15 protein-coding genes and 1 tRNA gene are annotated in these 18,088 nt (G+C 65.9%); 10 read left to right on the top strand and 6 right to left on the bottom strand.

Annotation, left to right across the window (positions count from 1 at the left end; translation table 11 throughout):
- Positions 1–26 precede the first annotated feature (26 nt).
- From SB749_RS08385 to SB749_RS08395, 3 genes are all read left to right on the top strand, one after another.
- On the top strand, positions 27–3,476 hold the full coding sequence (locus SB749_RS08385) for an error-prone DNA polymerase (RefSeq protein ID WP_410709958.1): 3,450 nt from the start codon (positions 27–29) through the stop codon (positions 3,474–3,476).
- 170 nt (positions 3,477–3,646) lie between these two features.
- On the top strand, positions 3,647–4,969 hold the full coding sequence (locus SB749_RS08390; RefSeq protein ID WP_410709959.1) for an O-acetylhomoserine aminocarboxypropyltransferase/cysteine synthase family protein: 1,323 nt from the start codon (positions 3,647–3,649) through the stop codon (positions 4,967–4,969).
- 1 nt (position 4,970) lies between these two features.
- A complete protein-coding gene (locus SB749_RS08395) occupies positions 4,971–6,005 on the top strand; it encodes a homoserine O-acetyltransferase (RefSeq protein ID WP_410709960.1) in 1,035 nt (344 codons plus the stop codon).
- 129 nt (positions 6,006–6,134) lie between these two features.
- Here the strand turns inward: SB749_RS08395 and SB749_RS08400 are convergent, their stop codons facing one another.
- Both SB749_RS08400 and SB749_RS08405 read right to left on the bottom strand, forming a co-directional pair.
- Complete coding sequence (locus SB749_RS08400; RefSeq protein WP_410709961.1) at positions 6,135–8,174, bottom strand: acyl-CoA dehydrogenase family protein; 2,040 nt, start codon at positions 8,172–8,174, stop codon at positions 6,135–6,137.
- A complete protein-coding gene (locus tag SB749_RS08405; protein WP_410709962.1) occupies positions 8,171–8,782 on the bottom strand; it encodes a TetR/AcrR family transcriptional regulator in 612 nt (203 codons plus the stop codon). The genes SB749_RS08400 and SB749_RS08405 overlap by 4 nt, the downstream gene beginning before the upstream one ends.
- 58 nt (positions 8,783–8,840) lie before the next feature.
- Between SB749_RS08405 and SB749_RS08410 the strand changes: the two genes are divergently transcribed.
- The 5 genes from SB749_RS08410 (at position 8,841) to SB749_RS08430 (ending at position 13,952) form a co-directional block, all read left to right on the top strand.
- Complete coding sequence (locus SB749_RS08410) at positions 8,841–10,130, top strand: acetyl-CoA C-acetyltransferase (protein ID WP_410709963.1); 1,290 nt, start codon at positions 8,841–8,843, stop codon at positions 10,128–10,130.
- Positions 10,127–11,479, top strand: coding sequence for a 3-oxoacyl-ACP reductase (locus SB749_RS08415; RefSeq protein WP_410709964.1), 1,353 nt, complete (start codon positions 10,127–10,129; stop codon positions 11,477–11,479). Before SB749_RS08410 ends, SB749_RS08415 begins: the two co-directional genes overlap by 4 nt.
- Positions 11,476–12,327 (top strand): MaoC family dehydratase, encoded by an 852-nt coding sequence (locus SB749_RS08420; protein ID WP_410709965.1) that lies wholly within the window; start codon positions 11,476–11,478, stop codon positions 12,325–12,327. Before SB749_RS08415 ends, SB749_RS08420 begins: the two co-directional genes overlap by 4 nt.
- 84 nt (positions 12,328–12,411) lie before the next feature.
- A tRNA-Leu gene (locus tag SB749_RS08425) sits at positions 12,412–12,499 on the top strand.
- Between the two features lie 145 nt (positions 12,500–12,644).
- Complete coding sequence (locus SB749_RS08430) at positions 12,645–13,952, top strand: M20/M25/M40 family metallo-hydrolase (RefSeq protein WP_410709966.1); 1,308 nt, start codon at positions 12,645–12,647, stop codon at positions 13,950–13,952.
- Here the strand turns inward: SB749_RS08430 and SB749_RS08435 are convergent.
- The gene (locus SB749_RS08435; RefSeq protein WP_410709967.1) at positions 13,906–14,913 is read right to left on the bottom strand and encodes a DMT family transporter; all 1,008 of its coding nucleotides are present in this window, start codon (positions 14,911–14,913) and stop codon (positions 13,906–13,908) included. The two genes, SB749_RS08430 and SB749_RS08435, sit on opposite strands and share 47 nt — an antisense overlap.
- Positions 14,914–14,917: 4 nt before the next feature.
- The gene (locus tag SB749_RS08440) at positions 14,918–15,100 is read right to left on the bottom strand and encodes a DUF5703 family protein (protein WP_410709968.1); all 183 of its coding nucleotides are present in this window, start codon (positions 15,098–15,100) and stop codon (positions 14,918–14,920) included.
- A gap of 58 nt (positions 15,101–15,158) precedes the next feature.
- Between SB749_RS08440 and SB749_RS08445 the strand changes: the two genes are divergently transcribed.
- Positions 15,159–15,872: a histidine phosphatase family protein gene (locus tag SB749_RS08445; RefSeq protein WP_410709969.1), complete on the top strand. Its 714-nt coding sequence runs from the start codon at positions 15,159–15,161 to the stop codon at positions 15,870–15,872.
- A 78-nt stretch (positions 15,873–15,950) separates the two neighbouring features.
- Here the strand turns inward: SB749_RS08445 and SB749_RS08450 are convergent, their stop codons facing one another.
- Positions 15,951–16,787, bottom strand: a complete 837-nt coding sequence (locus SB749_RS08450) for an undecaprenyl-diphosphate phosphatase (RefSeq protein ID WP_410709970.1) — start codon at positions 16,785–16,787, stop codon at positions 15,951–15,953.
- Between the two features lie 69 nt (positions 16,788–16,856).
- Between SB749_RS08450 and SB749_RS08455 the strand changes: the two genes are divergently transcribed.
- A complete protein-coding gene (locus SB749_RS08455; RefSeq protein WP_410709971.1) occupies positions 16,857–17,771 on the top strand; it encodes an aldo/keto reductase in 915 nt (304 codons plus the stop codon).
- A gap of 29 nt (positions 17,772–17,800) precedes the next feature.
- Here SB749_RS08455 and SB749_RS08460 read toward each other — a convergent pair whose 3' ends face one another.
- Positions 17,801–18,061: a hypothetical protein gene (locus SB749_RS08460; protein WP_025778383.1), complete on the bottom strand. Its 261-nt coding sequence runs from the start codon at positions 18,059–18,061 to the stop codon at positions 17,801–17,803.
- Positions 18,062–18,088: the final 27 nt, after the last annotated feature.

Below are 18,088 nucleotides of genomic sequence, written 5' to 3' on the forward strand. Positions count from 1 at the left end.
ACCCCATCTGAGAGGAGGAGGTCCCGATGGGATTCTCGAACCCACGCACACCGTGGTCGAAGCTGGCGCACCGCCTCGAAGGCAAGGACATCCCGTCCTCCCCGGCGGACAAACAGCCTGCTGGCGAGAGCCCGGCAGGAAAACAGCCTGTCGACAAACACGCCGACGGCTCCGACGCCCCAGCGTTCTCCCGCCCCGACCGCTACCAAGTCTCGGTCGGCCCCGGCGGTTCGGACGGACGCAGCCGCTATCAGGAGCCGACAGGCGCCGGCAGCGCTCAGGAGCCGAACCGCGGACCGGGACTGCTGCGGAAACAGGTCGACTGGGCGGAGCTGCATGTGCACTCCCAGTTCAGCTTCCTCGACGGAGCCTCCGACCCCGAAGAGCTCGTCGCCGCCGGTGCCGCCGCCGGGCTGAGCTCCCTGGCGCTGACCGACCACAACGGACTCTACGGCGCCGTCCGCTTCGCCCATGCCGCCGCCGAGGTGGGGCTGGACACCGTGTTCGGCTCCGAGCTGTCCGTGGGATTGCAGGAGAAGATCCCCGGCCAGACCGACCCCGATGCCACCCACCTGCTCGTCCTCGCCCGCAGCGTCGAGGGCTACCACCAGCTCTCTCAGATCATCACCGCGGCGAACCTGCGCGGTGAGAAGAACCGTCCGCTCTTCGACCTCGAAGAACTCGCAGCTGAAGACGGAGACTGGATGATCCTCACCGGCTGTCGCAAAGGACCGCTGCGACGAGCGTTGGGCGACGATGACGGCGGACTCAGCGCTCTGCGCGAACTCACCGCACTCTTCGGACCCGACCGGGTCGCCGTCGAACTCAGCCGGGACGGAACCCCGGATGACGACGAGAGGCTGCGCCACCTCGGCGATCTGGCCCAGCGGACGGGTCTGCCGATCATCGCCAGCAACGCCGTCCACTTCGCCACCCGGGCCGAGTGGAAGTCGGCTCAGGTGCGTGCCTCGGTGCGGTCGCGGAAGTCCCTGGACGAACTGGCCGGATGGCTGCCGGCGACGGCGAGCGCACGCATCCACACCGGTGAGGAGATGCTCGCACGCTTCCCTCGGCAAGCTGTGGACAACGCGGTGCGGATCGGTCGGGACGCCTCCTTCGTCCTCTCCTCGGCCCGCCCCGACCTGCCGAAGGCGCCGATGCCCGATGAGACCGAGGGGGAGACCTATCTGCGCGGCCTCATCGCCGAACGCGGTCGCACCCGCTACGGAACGAGAGCCGAGAACCCCCGAGCCTGGGAACAGCTGGACCGGGAGATGGACATGATCGCGCAGCTGGGGTTCTGCGGATACTTCCTCATCGTCTTCGACATCACCGAATTCTGCCGCCATATGGGCATCTTCTGCCAGGGGAGGGGATCGGCGGCGAACTCCGCGGTCTGCTACGTCCTGGGCATCACCGCCGTCGACGCCGTCAAACACGGACTGCTCTTCGACCGGTTCCTGTCCCCGGACCGCAAGGGGTACCCGGACATCGACATCGACATCGAATCCGGCCGCCGCGAAGAGGTCATCCAATACGTCTACGACCATTTCGGCCGCGACCGGGCCGCCCAAGTCGCCAATGTCATCACCTACCGTGCGAAATCGGCCATCCGGGACGCCGCCTTCAGCCTCGGCTATGCCCCCGGCCAGCAGGATGCGTTCTCGAAGTCGAGCAACCGGTGGTCGAGCCTGCCCGATGCCGAGGACTCACCGGTGCCCGCCCCGGTGCTCAAGGTCGCCGAGGATCTCCTCGGCTCACCGCGCCATCTGGGCATCCACTCCGGTGGGATGATCCTGGCCGACCGTGCCATCGGCGAAGTCGTGCCGATCGAGAAGGCGACGATGGGCCACCGCACCGTCGTCCAATGGGACAAGGACGACTGCGCGGCCATGGACCTGGTCAAGTTCGATCTGCTCGGCCTGGGTATGCTCACCGCCCTGCATGAGATGGTCGGGCTCGTCCACCGTCACACCGGGGTCCTCATCGACCGGGCGGAGATCGATGACGATGATGAAGCCGTCTACGAGATGCTCTGCCGCGCCGACGCGGTCGGGGTCTTCCAGGTCGAATCCCGTGCCCAGCTGGCCACTCTGCCCCGGCTGCGTCCGGAGACGTTCTACGACCTGGCCGTCCAGGTCGCCCTCATCCGACCGGGGCCGATCCAAGGCGGCTCCGTCCACCCCTATATCCGCAGACGGCAGGGCCTGGACAAGGTCGAATACCTCCACCCGCTGCTCGAGAAGTCCCTGGCTAAGACCTGCGGGGTCCCTCTGTTCCAAGAGCAGCTCATGCAGATGGCCATCGACGTCGGCGGGTTCACCGGGGCCGATGCCGACCGGCTGCGGCAGGCCATGGGCTCGCGCCGCTCGGAGAAGCGGATGGCCGAACTCGCCGAGAAGTTCCGCACCGGAGCGTTTGAGCGCGGAGTCGACGCGGAGACCGCCGAGGCGATCTTTGCCACCATCGCCGCCTTCGCGAACTACGGGTTCCCCGAATCGCACGCCATCAGCTTCGCGAACCTCGTCTATCAGTCCGCCTGGTTCAAATACCACCACCATGCGGCCTTCACCGCCGGACTGCTGCGCAGCCAGCCGATGGGCTTCTACTCCCCGCAGTCGCTCATCGCCGACGCCCGCCGGCACGGAGTGCCGATCCTGCCCGTCGACATCCGCCGGTCCCAAGCGGCCACGGACCTCGAACGGGTCTACCCCGGAAAACCGGGGCACACCCTCACCGAGGCGGCGCCCGGGAACGGGGGCGCAGCCTCGGCGGGGGAGCTGGGGATCCGCTTGGGACTGGACACGGTCGCCCATGTCGGCTCCTTCGCCGAGGTGATCGTGGGCGAACGCGACAACGCACCCTTCACCTCGGTGGCGGATCTGGCCGAACGTACCGGGATCGGCAAGCAGGCCCTGGAATCGCTGGCCACGGCCGGAGCCCTGTCCGGATTCGACCTCGACAGACGGCAGGCGCTGTGGCTGGCCGGGGGAGTCGCCGGTGCCCATCCCGGGCTGCTGCCGGGAACGGCGAGCGTGGACTCGGCCCCGAGACTGCCGACCATGGACGCCTTCGACGTGACCCTGGCCGAACTCTTCTCCACCGGGATCACCGTCGACGGCTACCCCACGGAGATGATGCGCGAGACGCTGAGCGCCCGCGGATACTCATCGACGGCGGATGCCGCGAGTGCGGCGGACGGAACCCGGATGACGGTGGCCGCGATCGTCACCCACCGGCAGCGCCCGGCCACCGCCTCGGGGATCACCTTCATCAACCTCGAAGACGAATTCGGGATGCTCAATGTGGTGGCCACGGCCGGGCTGATGAAGCGCTTCCGCACGGTCGCTACCTCCCGCAACGCACTCGTCGTCACCGGCCTCATCCAACGCGGGGGAGACGTGGTCAGCCTGTATGCGCACAAACTCATCCCCCTGGAAGTGCAGCTGCCGACGAAGGCGCGGAACTTCCGGTGATCGTCGGCACTGCCAGATGACAGCTGCACCACACGGTGTGACGAAACATGACACACGATGACGCCAACATGACACACAGGCGGGCGCTAGCCGGCGAAGTCGATGACAGTAGACACATCACATCGCCTCAACCAACGACACCGCCACCGCACTCACACAGGAGAGTCACCATGACCCAGGCATTCGAAACTCGCCAGATCCATGCCGGACAGGTTCCCGATCCGACCACCGGTTCGCGCGCCCTGCCCATCCACCAGACCACCTCGTTCGTGTTCAACGACGCGAACCACGCCGCAGCGCGCTTTGCGCTGACCGATGTCGGCCCCGTCTACAGCCGCCTGACGAACCCGACGAACGAGGTCGTCGAGAACCGCATCGCCGATCTCGAAGGCGGCGTCCACGCTGTGCTCACCGCCTCTGGCCAGTCTGCGGCCTTCCTCGCCATCACGAACGTCGCCGGAGCCGGCGACCACATCGTCGCCAGCTCCAGCCTCTACGGCGGAACCGTCAACCTCCTCGACGTCACCCTGCGCAAGCTCGGCATCGACACCACCTTCGTCGACGTCGACGACCACGAGGCATGGAAGAACGCGATCCAGGACAACACCAAGATCCTCTTCGGCGAGGTCGTGTCGAACCCGCGCTCGGACATCCTCGACATCGAAGCGATCGCCGGAATCGCCCATGAAGCCGGTGTGCCGCTCTTCGTCGACAACACCCTGGCCAGCCCCTACCTCGTGCGTCCGATCGAACACGGCGCCGACGTCGTCCTCCATTCCGCCACGAAGTACCTCGGCGGCCACGGCAACTCCGTTGCCGGAGTCCTCGTCGACAGCGGCAACTTCGACTACGGCGCACAGCCGGAGAAGTTCCCCGGCTTCAACGAACCCGACGCTTCCTACAACGGACTCGTCTTCGCCCGCGACCTCGGCGCCGACGGACCCTTCGGAGCAAACGTGTCCTTTGGACTCAAGGCTCGCGTGCAGGGTCTGCGCGACCTCGGACCCTCGCTCAGCCCGACGAACGCATTCCTGCTGGCCCAGGGCATCGAGACCCTGAGCCTGCGCATCGAGCGCCACGTGGAGAACGCGAACAAGGTCGCCGCCTACCTCGAAGCCCACGACCAGGTCGACCGCGTCGCCTACGCCGGACTCGAGTCGAGCCCCTGGAACGGCCTGGCCAAGAAGTACCTGCCGAACGGCGTGGGTTCGGTGCTCGCCTTCGACATCGCCGGCGGATACGACGCTGCTGTGGCCTTCGTCGACGCCCTCGAACTGCACTCGCTGGTGGCGAACATCGGCGACGTCCGCTCGCTCGTCATCCACCCGGCCTCGACCACGCACGCACAGCTCGACGAAGAAGCCCAGAAGGCTGCCGGCGTCAACCCGGCCCTGGTCCGCCTGTCCGTGGGCATCGAAGGCATCGACGACATCATCGGCGACCTCGACAAGGGCTTCGCGGCAGCTGCGGCGAAGGCGCAGACCGCGGCCTGAGATGACCACCCAGAGCACTTCCGTCGAACGGATCCTCGGCTTCGGCACGGACTCGGGACACACCTTCGGCACGGTCGAGATCGCGTATGAGACCTTCGGCACCCTCAACGCCGACCGGTCCAATGCGATCCTCATCGAGCATGCTCTGACCGGCGACACCCGCGTCACCGAATGGTGGGCGGGTGTCGTCGGACCCGGGGAAGCCGTCGACACCGACAAGTACTTCGTGGTGTGTGCCAACTCCCTCGGAGGCTGCTCGGGAACGACCGGGCCGCAGTCGTCCTATGAAGACGGCCTGGCCTACGGCTCCCGTTTCCCTCGGGTCTCGATCCGCGACATGGCACGTCTGGAGCACAATCTCACCCAGATCCTCGGCATCGACTCCTGGGTCGCCGTCATCGGCGGATCCATGGGAGGTGCGCGAGCGCTCGAGTTCGCTCTGCTGGATTCCAGGAAGGTCCGCAAATGCGCGGTCATCGCCGCACCGGCCTTCTGCGAAGCCGACCAGATCGCCTGGGCGATGATGCAGGAACGCGCGATCGAACTCGACGCCGACTACTATTCCGGTGACTATTCGGCCGTCGGAAGCTTCCCCAGTCATGGTCTCGGCCTGGCTCGGCAGATCGCGCACCTGACGTATCGCAACGATGCCGACCTCAACGAACGCTTCTCCCGTCGGCTGCGGTCGGAGGACTACTACGAGGTGACCTCGTACCTGGACCATCAGGCCAAGAAGCTCACCGCCCGGTTCGATCCGCACAGCTATATCGTGCTCACACGCGCCCTGCGCGACCATGATGTGCGCCGAGGCCGCTCCTCTGACCTCACGGTCGCCCTGGCCGATGCCTGCACCGACAACCTCGTGGTCTCCGTATCCTCGGATCGGCTGTTCCCGCCGGAACAGGTGGGCACCCTCGCCGAGGCGCTGCCGGGGAGAGTCCGGCACCACATCATCGACTCCCCGGTCGGTCACGACGGGTTCCTCACCGAGACGGAGAAGATCTCGGCGGTGCTCGCCGACTTCCTCGCCGACTGAATCCGTCAGGACCCTCCGGCAGCGATCACAGTCGCCTGCCGACGACCCGAATCGCCCCAAGCACCAGAAGACCCCCGCAGACCGTTCGCTGCGGGGGTCTTCTGGTGTGCCCGAATCACGGGCCTGCGGTCACCTTGCGGCGGCCTTCGCCTTCTTCTTCGCGGCCTTGCGCAGCTGCTTCTCGTCGACCGGGAAGTCCTGACGAGCCCGCGCCCGACGGTAGTAGTCGGCGGCCTCGGCCTGACGCTCGGCTTCGACGCCGGAGGCGATGGTGGCCCGACGGTGGACATCCGAGTAGCCGAATGCCTCGACGAGGTCGAGGGCATTGGCCGCGAGCTTCGTGCACAGCCGGTTCAGCGTCTCGTTGATCTGGCGTGCACGCGACATCGGCAGGCGACCGTACATGAGGTGCCATGCCATATGCTTCTCGATCAGTCCGAGACCGTAGGTGTCACGCAGACGACGGAAGGCCTTGGCCTGATCGGCGTCGGTCTGCTCCTTCATCTTCTCGTCCAGCGCCTTCCACTTCTCGAGCTCGACATAGGCGCGTGCCATCTCGATGAGCTCATGCTGGTGGACGTTGAACAGATCGGCCGCCTGCGCGGCCGGCATCTTCGTCGCAGGCCGCAGCGCCTGAGCGACTCCGGCGACCATGACCTCCAGACGCGTTTCGAGCAGGGTTCGCTGCAGGCGTCCCGACCTGATCCGCTTGTCGCCGAGGTTCGGGGTCAGCGCATCCGAGATCGCCCGTCCGGCATTGGCCAGACCGGTGCGGTAGAGCGTATGTTCGGCGGCCTGGGTGCCGATGAAGCGGGCGGCTCCGCCGACGTCGAGGTTCGCGAATTCCTTGGCATAGTCGCCGAGGAGGCGCTTGGCCACGAGCTGCAGCAGCACCGTATTGTCGCCTTCGAAGGTGACGTAGACGTCGAGGTCGGCGCGCAGCCCCACGAGGCGGTTCTCCGCCATGAATCCGGCACCGCCGCAGGCTTCACGGCATTCCTGGATGACGTCGAGCGCCATCCAGGTCGAGTCGGCCTTGAACGCAGCCGCCCGGGTCTCGAGCAGAGCCCGGTTCTCCTCGGAGTCATCGGCTCCGGCGAAGACCTCTTCGAAGGAGGTCAGCAGCTTCTCGTGCGCGAACGCCGAGGCGTAGACGGCGGCGAGGGCCGGCATGAGGCGACGCTGATGCTGGCCGTAGTCGAGCAGAGTCGTCTCGGCGTATTCATCGCCGGCCGTGAACTGCTTGCGCTCGAGTCCATAGCGCACGGCGATGTCGAGGGCGATCTTCGACGCGACCACAGAGGCGCCGTCGAGCGAGACCCGGCCCTGGACCAGGGTGCCGAGCATCGTGAAGAAGCGGCGTCCCGGCGATTCGATGGGGGAGGAGTACGTGCCGTCGGCGGTGACGTCTCCATAGCGATTGAGCAGGTTGGTGCGGGGGATCCGCACGGAGTCGAAGGCGAGGCGACCATTGTCAACTCCCTTGAGCCCGCCCTTGTAGCCGTCGTCTTCGATCGAGACTCCCGGCATCGGCTCACCGGCCTCGTCGCGGACGGGCACGAAGAAGGCATGCACCCCGTGCTTGACACCCTTGGTGATGAGCTGAGCGAAGACGACGGCGGCCCGGGCATCGCGGGCGGCGTTGCCGATGTACTCCTTCGTTGCGGCCCGGAAGGGGGTCTCGATGACGAACTCTTCGGTCGCCTCATCGTAGGTGGCGGTGGTCGCCACGTTCGCCACATCGGAGCCGTGCCCGATCTCCGTCATCGCGAACGAACCCAGCAGCCGGCCGGACTGAGCGTCGAGCAGCCATTTCTGATGCTGCTCCTTATTCCCGAGGTGGAGGATCGCGCCGCCGAAGAGTCCGAACTGGACGCCAGCCTTGATCTGGAGGCTGGGGTTTGCGGTCACGGTCTCTTCGAACCCGGCGACGTTCGTGGCGTGTTCGTTCTTTCCGCCCATCTCCGGTGACAGCCCTGTCATCGGCAGTCCGGTCTCGCCCATCATCATGACCCCATCGAGGGTCTTCGCCCGTGCGGTGTCGAGATCATCGGCCGGATCGTCATGGGTCGACGACGCTTCGGCCAGGGTCCGCCCGAGTCGGCGAGCTTCTGCCCAATGTCCGTCGAGGACGTCGTTGATGGCTTTCGGGTCAAGAGACAGCTTCATTGTTCTACTCCTCGTTGTTCGGGCAGGGTTGCCCAGAGCCAATGGGTGATGGTGGTGGCGAATTCCTCGGGCCGGTCCGGTCGGGACAGCCACGTCTCGGTGGCGGCGCGGACGAAACCGATCGCTCCGGCCGACCACAGCCGAGCCTGCTCCCCGCTCAGGTCGAGGCGTTCGGCCAGCTGCCCGGCAACGGAATTGAAGAAACCTCCGGTCTCCTCGGGCGCGAACCGGTTGACCGCGGTGTCGCAGAAGCGATACACGTTCGGGGAGTTCGCTGCGAGGGTGACGAAGGCTCGGATCATCGCGGCCAGGGAGTCCTCCGCCGCGGGTGAGCTCTTGCCCTTCGCCGAGGCGGCCGCGGCCTCGTCGAGAGACCGGACGATGACGCCCATCGCCCATTCGCCCATGGCCGCCTGGAGTCCCGCCCGGTCGGTGAAGTATCGGTAGAGCACCGACTTCGACGTCCCGGTGGCGTCCGAGATCTGCTCCATCGACATATCGTCGCCGTATTCGTCGACGACGAGCCGCACGGAGCGCAGAAGTTCGCGACGACGCTCGTCGCGATGCTTCTGCCACCTCGTCGAGCGACCGTCTGTGATCGATTTCATGTAACCGACAGTATCAGGTACTGTCGGTATCGGCTAAATCAACCACTCGGAGGTGCACATGTCCGCTCCCAACAACCGCGCCGTCATCCTCGGCGGCAACCGAATTCCCTTCGCCCGCTCGAACAAGCAGTATGCGAAGGCCACGAACCTCGATATGCTCACCTCGGCCATCGACGGGCTCGTCGCCCGCTTCGGACTGGCCGGAGAGAACATCGGCGAGGTCGCCGGAGGTGCAGTCCTCAAGCACTCGAAGGACTTCAACCTCACCCGGGAAGCCGTGCTCGGCTCCGCCCTGGCACCGACGACCCCCGCCTTCGATCTCGGACAGGCCTGCGCCACCGGCCTGGAAGCCGTGGTCAGCCTCAACAACAAGATCAATGCCGGGCAGATCGAATCCGGAATCGCCTCGGGCGTCGATTCGACATCCGACGCGCCGATCGTCGTCAACGATTCGATGCGCGAGATCCTGCTCGAACTCACCCGTGCGAAGACGATGGTGCAGAAAGCGAAGATCGCTTCCCAGATCCGCCCCGCCTACCTCGCACCGCAGGCTCCGAGCACGGGCGAACCGCGCACGGGCTTGAGCATGGGCGAGCACCAGGCGATCACCACCGCCGCCTGGGGCATCAGCCGACAGGCTCAGGACGAACTGGCCGTGGCCTCGCATAAGAACCTCGCCGCGGCATGGGAATCGGGCTTCTTCGATGACCTCACCACCCCGTACCTCGGGGTCAGCCGCGATACGAACATGCGTGCCGACTCGACCGTGGAATCCCTGGCGAAGCTCAACCCCGTCTTCGGCAGGAAGCTCGCTGCCGAGGCGACCATGACCGCCGGCAACTCGACTCCGCTGACCGACGGCGCCTCCTCGGTGCTGTTGGGCAGTGAGGACTGGGCCGCCGAACACGGGTTCACCCCGCTGGCTCGCCTCGTCGATGCCGAAGCCGCCGCCGTCGATTTCGTCGACGGCGACGAAGGCCTGCTCATGGCTCCTGCCTACGCGGTTCCGCGGCTGCTGGCACGCAACGGCCTGACCTTCGATGACTTCGATGTCTTCGAGATCCACGAAGCCTTCGCCTCCACCGTGCTCTCGCACCTGGCCGCCTGGGAATCCGAAGAGTTCTGCAAGGACAAGGTCGGACTCGATGCGGCACTGGGCACCATCGACCGTGACAAGCTCAACCCCTTGGGTTCGAGCCTGGCCGCCGGACACCCCTTCGCCGCCACCGGCGGACGCATCATCGCCAGCACCGCCAAGCACCTGAAGACCACCGGCAAGAAGCGTTCCCTGGTCTCGATCTGCGCTGCAGGCGGACAGGGACTCACCGCGATCGTGGAGGCAGCATGAAAGACACCTATCTCTCCCTCGTCAACGGACCGCTGAAGCAGGTCGCCAAGACCCTCGGTCTGCCGCAGCCGGTCGAACTCAACCGCTTCGGCTCCACCCCGGCGTCGTATGAGAACAAGCCGGTCCTCGTCCTCGGCACCGGATCCGGAGCCCAGGGCTTGGCCGATCAGCTGCTGGAGAACGGACTCGAGGTCCGTCGCAACGCTCAGACGGGTGAGAAGCTGCGGGCCGTCATCGCCGTCCTCGACGATGCACAGTCCCCGGCCGACCTGTCACCCGTCGTCCTCGAGATCGGCGCCGCTCTGCGTTCACTGGACGCCTGCGGTCGCGTGATCACCATCTCGACGGCACCGGATGCGCAGAACCAGACACCGGAGCAGGCCGCCACAGCCCAGGGCATCACCGGCTTCACCCGGTCGGTCGCCCACGAGATGCGCGCCGGTGCGACGGCCAACGGAATCCTCCTCGACGGCGTCGACCTCACCGCCCCTTCGGTGTCTGCGGCCCTGTGGTTCCTGCTCTCGGGCAAATCCGCCTATGTCTCCGGCCAGTTCCTCACGGTGTCCTCGGACGCCGGGCAGCGACTGAGCCTGGACGAATTCATGTCCACCGGTGACGCCGGCCCGCTGGCCGGACGCACCGCCGTGGTCACCGGTGCCGCACGCGGAATCGGAGCTGCGATCGCCGAGAATCTCGCCCGTGACGGCGCCTACGTCATCGGCGTGGACATGCCGCAGGCCGGTCAGGCGCTGGCCCAGGTGATGAACCGGATCGGCGGCAAGTCGCTGCAGCTCGACATCACCGCGGCAGACGCCCCGGACAAGATCACCGAGGCGCTCGGAGCACCCGTGGACATCCTCGTCCACAACGCCGGCATCACCCGCGACAAGATGCTGGCGAACATGGACGCGGCCAAATGGGATTCGGTCATCGCGGTCAACATCGCCGCGCAGACGATGATCAATGCGCGCCTGGCGGAGAAGGGACTCTTCGCCGACGGCGCCCAGGTCGTCTCCCTGGCCTCGACGTCGGGAATCGCCGGAAACCGCGGTCAGACGAACTACGCAACCTCGAAAGCCGGAGTCATCGGGCTCACGGCCGCCTCGGCGGAGGACTTCGCAGCCCGCGGGGGAGCGATCAACGCTGTCGCACCCGGCTTCATCGAAACGGATATGACCGCGAAGATGCCGACTCTCACACGACAGGTCGCGCGCCGCCTCTCGAGCCTGCAGCAGGGCGGCCAGCCGGTCGACGTCGCCGAAGCCATCGGCTTCCTCGCTTCCAGCGGTGCCCGCGGCATCAACGGGCAGACCCTGCGCGTATGCGGTCAGAACATGGTGGGTGCATGATGGCGGATTCGATGCTTCCCATCTATGCCCGTGCCCTGCTCAAGACCCTGCCGGTGGGCCCGCGCACCGGTCCGGAGCTGCCGGAACATGCCATCGACCGCAGCATTCCGCTCGAACCGGTCGCCTACGCAGGATTCGCCCACGTCGTCGGCCACGGTCTGGACGATATCGTCCACCCCGGCTATCTGCACATCCTCGGCTTCCCGCTGAGTATGCAGCTGCTGGCCGACCCCGAAGTGCCGCTGCCGATGATGGGGATGGTCCACATCCACAATCGCGTCGATATGCATTCGCAGGCCCGCCTCGGCGAGGTCGTGGACTTCCACCTCGAGCTCGCCGGTCCCTTCGAGCACACGAAGGGCACCACGATCGAGGTTCGGCTCGAGGCGAAGGTCGACGGTCGTCCCGTGATGGATGAGGTCTCGACCTACCTGGCCAAGGGGCGGAAGCTCTCCGGAGCCAAGCCGAAGGCACAGGTGCCCCACCTCGAGTTCACGGCGCCGCAGCCCAGTGCCCTGTGGCGTCTGGATCCGATCATCGGTCAGCGCTATGCGAAGGTCTCCGGTGACTACAACCCGATCCACCTCAACGGTCTGGCCGCGAAGGGATTCGGATTCCCGCGGCAGATCGCCCACGGGATGTACAGCGCCTCCCGAGCGTTCTCGGCGATGGATCCCCGGCTCGAGTCCTACCGCTGGGATGTGTCCTTCGCGAAGCCGATCCTGCTGCCCGGAACGGTCGGCTATGCACTGACCGAGGGCCGTCGTCACGAGGCTGCGCAGTCGGCCGTCTTCGACCTGAAGAACGGCAAACCGCACGTCCTCTCGCGGGTGGCACACCTCGAATGATGGCCCGAAAAGTGCAGTGCGTCACAAAAGCCGATTTCGATTTGTCGACGCCGTTTCGCGCATGTAAAGTTATCTCTGTTGCCAGCGCGAGTGGCGGAATTGGTAGACGCGCTAGCTTGAGGTGCTAGTGCCCAACTTATCGGGCGTGGGGGTTCAAGTCCCCCTTCGCGCACAACGAGGAGATGGCCTCCGGATTTCGATCCGGAGGCCATTTTCGTCTTCGCGCACCAGCCTCGCGCGCAGGTGGGATACGGTGGGGACTGTCAGGCCGATCACAGCACTGCCGTGTGATCGAACCACCATCGAGGGGAGTCTCCGTGTTTGATTTCAGCGCCGCAGAGGACGAAGTCACCGAACTGTGCCGTCAGCTCATCCGCATCGACACCCAGAACTGGGGCGGGAACAGAGCCAACCCGGAGCTGCCGGCCGCCGAACTCATCGCGTCCTGGCTCGCCGAGGTGGACCTGAAGTCCGAAATCGTCGAATCCTCCCCGGGCCGGGCCAACCTCGTCGCCCGTGTGAAGGGCTCCGACCCGGAAGCTCCGGCACTCGTCGTCCACGGCCACACCGACGTCGTTCCGGCGGCCGCGGAGGACTGGAGCGTCGACCCCTTCGAAGGAGTCGTCAAGGACGGTCTGCTGTGGGGCCGCGGAGCGGTGGACATGAAGGACATGGACGCAATGATCGTCGCGTCCGTCCGCGCCATGCTCCGCCAGGGACTCACTCCGCGTCGGGACCTCGTCATCGCGTTCTTCGCAGACGAGGAGGCCGGCGGAAACTACGGTGCCCGGCATATGGTGCGCAACCGTCCCGAGCTGTTCTCCGGAGCCACCGAGGCGATCTCTGAGGTCGGCGGCTACTCCGTCGACGTCCGCGGGCAACGTGTCTACCTCATCCAGACCGCCGAGAAGGGGTTGGCCTGGCTCAACCTCGTCGCCCACGGCACCGCCGGACACGGATCTCAGCGCAACGACGACAACCCTGTCACGCGGCTCGCCGCCGCGATCACCAGGATCGGCAACCACCCGTGGCCGCAGGAGATCCCCCTGGCCACACGGAAGCTGCTCGAAGGCGTCTCGGAGCTCACGGGAATCGAAATCACGGCAGAGACGATTCCGCAGCTTCTCGCCGAGTTGGGTTCAGTCGAGAAGTTCGTGGCACCGACCCTGCAGAACACCTCCAATCCCTCGTTCCTCGAAGCCGGATACAAACACAACGTCATTCCCGGCACTGCAACCGCCTACGTCGACTGCCGCACCCTGCCGGGACAGCACGAGGACGTCATGCTCAAGATCAAGGAACTCGCGGGGGAGGGGATCGACATCACCGCCGAGGATGAAGGCGAGGCGCTCGAGTCTCCGTACGACACTCCGTTGGTCGCACAGATGCAGAAGAGCCTGCTCGCCGACGATCCGAGCGCGAACGTCCTGCCCTACACGCTGTCGGGAGGCACGGACAACAAGTCGATGGCCGAGCTCGGCATCACGGGCTACGGCTTCGCTCCGCTCCAGCTCACCGGCGACCTCGACTTCCCGGCAATGTTCCACGGCGTCGACGAGAGGGTGCCGATCTCGGCGCTCAAGTTCGGGACGCGGGTCCTCGGCGACTTCCTGATGCAGGCCTGACCGCTGCGGAAGGCCCGCCCGGCACCGGCAGAATCGTCACGACGATACCGACGAGCACTCCGACGGCGCTGAGCACCGTGGTCACCGTGACATCGGAGCCGGGAATCGGCAGCAGCACATCGAGAGCCAACGCCCCGACGAGGTTGCCGAAGAGCGCGAACAGACTGAGCAGCAGCACGCCCAGCCTGGCTACGGTGACCGTCGTCAGGGCGATGAAGACCACCCCGAAGGCCCCGCCGAGGAGGATCCACCACTGATCCGGCGCGGTCGGGAATCCCCGCCAGGGATGTCCGGTCACGAGCAGGACGGATGTGCCGATGACCAGTGCTGCGAAGCCGACGGTGAAGTTCACCGTCGTCGCGACCACCGCCGATTCGGTGGCAGCCCGGATATGGCCGTTGAACGCCTGCTGCACACTCGTCAGTGCCCCGGAGACGAACGGCAGCAGGGGAGTCCACAGTGGAAGCCCCGACTGCAGGCGATCACCGGCGGCGAAGGCGAGGGAAGCGAGGACGATGAGAACGCCGAGGTTGCGCAGGACGCCCAAACGCTGACGGCCGCCCGGCGGCAGCTCGGTGGCATCGACGATGAGTCCGCCGGTGACCTGGCCGGAGACGAAGGCCATTGTGAACATGGCCACGCCGATCCGCGGAATGGTCGTGGCCTGTGCGATGACGACGAGACAGCCGCTCAAACCCCCGAGCAGCATCCACCAGGGCAGCGAACGGTCCCGCAGCAGGGCGATGAGACGTCGGCCGGCAGAACGGGATCGGGCCGAGACGGCCAAGGCGATACCGACGCAGAGGAGCCCGACGAAGAACGAGACGAGCGCGGCGAAGACGGCGTGTCCGAGCACCTGACCGAGCAGACCGTTCGCTCGTCCCTGCAGAGACATCGCAGCTCCAGCAGCGATCGTGACGAGACCGGCTGTGAGAACAGGAACGAGGGCAGGCGATCTCACACCATCAGGTGGTCATAGCCAGGGGCATGATCTTCCGGCGCAGCCACACGGTGCGGACTCCGCCGACGGAGATCCGGGTGTGGGCGAGCTCCCATTGGCCGTATTCCGCCTGGTCGTTGAGTTCCTGCAGGCTGACCGACCGCGGCACATCACGAGAGAACGAGACCTTGCGGAACTCGTATGTCATACGTGGACGCTGACGTTTCATAGCCTCACCCTAGACGATCTGGGCTAATCTTGAGGGTATGCCCGTCATCGTTCTGCTGCGGCACGGCCTCTCCAGCGCCAACGTCTCCGGAATCCTGGCCGGACGCGCCCCCGGCGTGTCCCTCACCGACGAGGGCATCCGGGCGCTGAGGGCTAATCTCGAACTTCTGCCGCACCGGCACTTCACCCACCTGCTGCATTCGCCCCTGCAGCGCTGCGCACAGACCGCATCGATCGCGGCCGAAGCGGCGGACTTCGATCGCATCGACGTCGACGAGGCCGTCATCGAGCTCGACTACGGCGAATGGACGGGCCGACCTCTCAAGGAACTTGGCCAGGAACCCCTGTGGGCGACCGTAGTGACGTCGGCGTCGCAGGCCCGGTTCCCCGGAGGGGAATCCTTCACCGAGGCGGCCGACCGTTGCACGGCCCGAGTCCGTGACCTCGTGGCCCAGCTGCGTGAGGACGAACGTGCCGATGTCGAATCCCGAACCGAGGCAGAACCCACGGCCGATGCCGGGAAGTCGGGCCCGCCTCGGTGGGCGATGATCATCTCCCACGGAGACATCATCAAGGCGATCATCGCCGACGCTCTGGGCATGCCGCTGGATGATTTCCAACGGCTGAGCGTCGCTCCCGGATCGTTCACGGTCATCGACTATTCAGGGTCGGTACCCGTGCTCGCGGCGATGTCGGTGACCGCCGCCGGACTCGCCCAATCGGCCGCCGTCGGAGGCGGCGGAATGCGCTGATCCCGGCACTCGTAAGCGAATGCCGGGATCAAGTGATGCTGGAGTGTCGGAGGTCAGCCCGACTCGAAAGGCGCGGGCTCAGGCTGCTGCGAGGACTCCGGTGCCGAGCAGGATGTAGAGGACGATGCCCAGGGCCACGCGGTACCAGACGAAGACGGCGAAGGACTTCGTCTCCACGTACTTGAGGAACCAGTGGATGACGACGAGGCCGAGAGCGAACGAAATCACTGTGGCGAGGATCGTCGGTCCCCAGCCGAGGACCATGGCTTCACTGCGACCGAGCGTCTGCGCCACACCGTAGAGGCCGGAACCGACGACGGCGGGAATGGCGAGCAGGAACGAGTAGCGAGCCGCCGCAGGACGATCGAAGCCCATGAAACGGCCGGCCATGATCGTGCCGCCCGAGCGTGACACGCCGGGAATGACGGCGAGCGCCTGTGCGAAGCCGAACAGAATGCCCTGACCCCAGTTCATGTCCTCGAGGGTGCGTTCGCGCTTCCCGGCCCAGTCGGCGATGCCGATGATGAGACCGAAGACGATGAGCATCGTCGCGGTGATCCACAGGCTGCGCAGAGCACCCTCGATGTAGTCCTGGAAGAGCAGGCCGATGATGACGATGGGAATCGAACCGACGATGATGAGCCAACCCAGGCGCACCTCGGGGTCCTTGCGATCGTGCTTGCCGACGAGCGCCTTGCACCATTTGGAGATGATTGTGACGATATCGCGCCAGAAGTAGACGACGACGGCCGCCTCGGTGCCGATCTGGATGATGGCGGTGAAGAACGCGCCCGGATCCGAACCGGGCAGCATGAGTTCGCCGACGATGCGCACATGCGCCGAAGAGGAGATCGGGAGGAACTCGGTGAGTGCCTGCACGATTCCGAGCACGGCAGCGACCAGCCAGTCGTACATACGACTCCTTGAGAATATGAGGTGGGAACGAAACCACGGTAGTCGCAGCATCGGGTAACCTCAAGAAGCATGAAGCACCAACGCCTCGGCACTACCGGTCTGGACGTCAGCGATGTGGGTCTCGGAACCTTCGAGTGGGGGCATCGGGTCGATGACCAGGTCGCCCAGCGCCTCGTCGATGAGTACAAAGATGCAGGTGGCAACCTCATCGAGCTGCCCAGCTCGGCCACGATGTCCGCGGAGGTGCTCGGGCGGCTGAGACTTCCCGAAGAGATTCTGCTGCTGGCCAGAGTGGGCGTGTCCATCAGTGAACCCGGCCACATCGAGGCCGGGCTCGGGCGCTCCAGAATCCTCAGCCAGGTCGATTCCCTGCTGCGCACAGTCGGTCGCGACCACCTCGACGTGCTCGTCCTCGACGTCTTCGATGCCGCGGTCGACCGTGCCGAAACAGCCTCGGCGGTTGAGACACTGCTCACCCTCGGGAAGATCCGCTACGTGGGCGTGTCCCACCACACCGGTTGGCAGCTGGCGGAGATGCGCGGTGCCGGAATTCCGGTTGCCTGTGCCGTCGCCGAATACTCGCTGCTCAATCGCGAGGCGGAGGCAGAGCTTGTCCCGGCCGCCGACTATGCGGGCGTCTCCCTCATCGCCGGAGCTGGATTGGGTCGAGGTGTGCTCACCGACAAGTACCGGAACGCGACTCCGCAGGATTCGCGCCTGGCGGGGGAGTTGAGCGAATACGCCGGTGCCTACCTCGACGAGCGGTCGAACCGGGTGCTCGCCGGCGTCCGGCGCGCCGCGACCGCACTGGGAGTCTCACCCCTGGACATCGCCCTGGCCTTCAACCGCCAGCACGGAATCGCGAGCACCTTGGTCTCGCCTCGCACCCCGGCGCAGCTGGCCGAGGTCGCCGCCAGCGAGGTCGACTTGGCCGATGAGATCGCCGAGGTGCTCGACCAGATCTCCTGGGGTCCGTCGGACTAGAGCTGCAGGTCCGACCCTCTGCGAATCTCTCAGTCGTCCTCGTCGTCATCGTCGAGGAGGAACTCGTCATCGTCCTTGGCATCCTCGACATCATCGAAGAGTTCGAATGGGGTGACTTCGTCGAACGCGGTGTAGATCGCGTCTTCGTAGATTTCGAAGGCATCGGCCAAAGCCATATAAGCGGCTTCGACTCGGGGGTCTTGGTCACCGTTGCGGTGCGCGGATGCAGCGTAGTGCTCTCTCACTGCTTCGAGGAATGCGTCCAGGGCCTCACGAGGATCAGTGCTCATGACTCAAATGTATCCCAGGCCGGACCG

Origin of the sequence: Brevibacterium sp. SIMBA_078, from assembly GCF_046534565.1 — a bacterium.
Lineage (GTDB): Bacteria > Actinomycetota > Actinomycetes > Actinomycetales > Brevibacteriaceae > Brevibacterium.

Coding starts and splice junctions, on each gene's coding strand:
- SB749_RS08410 (WP_410709963.1), top strand. CDS start 8,841: ATGTCCGCTCCCAACAACCGCGCCGTCATCCTCGGCGGCAACCGAATT.
- SB749_RS08390 (WP_410709959.1), top strand. CDS start 3,647: ATGACCCAGGCATTCGAAACTCGCCAGATCCATGCCGGACAGGTTCCC.
- SB749_RS08400 (WP_410709961.1), bottom strand. CDS start 8,174: ATGAAGCTGTCTCTTGACCCGAAAGCCATCAACGACGTCCTCGACGGA.
- SB749_RS08395 (WP_410709960.1), top strand. CDS start 4,971: ATGACCACCCAGAGCACTTCCGTCGAACGGATCCTCGGCTTCGGCACG.
- SB749_RS08450 (WP_410709970.1), bottom strand. CDS start 16,787: ATGTACGACTGGCTGGTCGCTGCCGTGCTCGGAATCGTGCAGGCACTC.
- SB749_RS08420 (WP_410709965.1), top strand. CDS start 11,476: ATGATGGCGGATTCGATGCTTCCCATCTATGCCCGTGCCCTGCTCAAG.
- SB749_RS08440 (WP_410709968.1), bottom strand. CDS start 15,100: ATGACATACGAGTTCCGCAAGGTCTCGTTCTCTCGTGATGTGCCGCGG.
- SB749_RS08415 (WP_410709964.1), top strand. CDS start 10,127: ATGAAAGACACCTATCTCTCCCTCGTCAACGGACCGCTGAAGCAGGTC.
- SB749_RS08405 (WP_410709962.1), bottom strand. CDS start 8,782: ATGAAATCGATCACAGACGGTCGCTCGACGAGGTGGCAGAAGCATCGC.
- SB749_RS08460 (WP_025778383.1), bottom strand. CDS start 18,061: ATGAGCACTGATCCTCGTGAGGCCCTGGACGCATTCCTCGAAGCAGTG.
- SB749_RS08385 (WP_410709958.1), top strand. CDS start 27: ATGGGATTCTCGAACCCACGCACACCGTGGTCGAAGCTGGCGCACCGC.
- SB749_RS08445 (WP_410709969.1), top strand. CDS start 15,159: ATGCCCGTCATCGTTCTGCTGCGGCACGGCCTCTCCAGCGCCAACGTC.
- SB749_RS08455 (WP_410709971.1), top strand. CDS start 16,857: ATGAAGCACCAACGCCTCGGCACTACCGGTCTGGACGTCAGCGATGTG.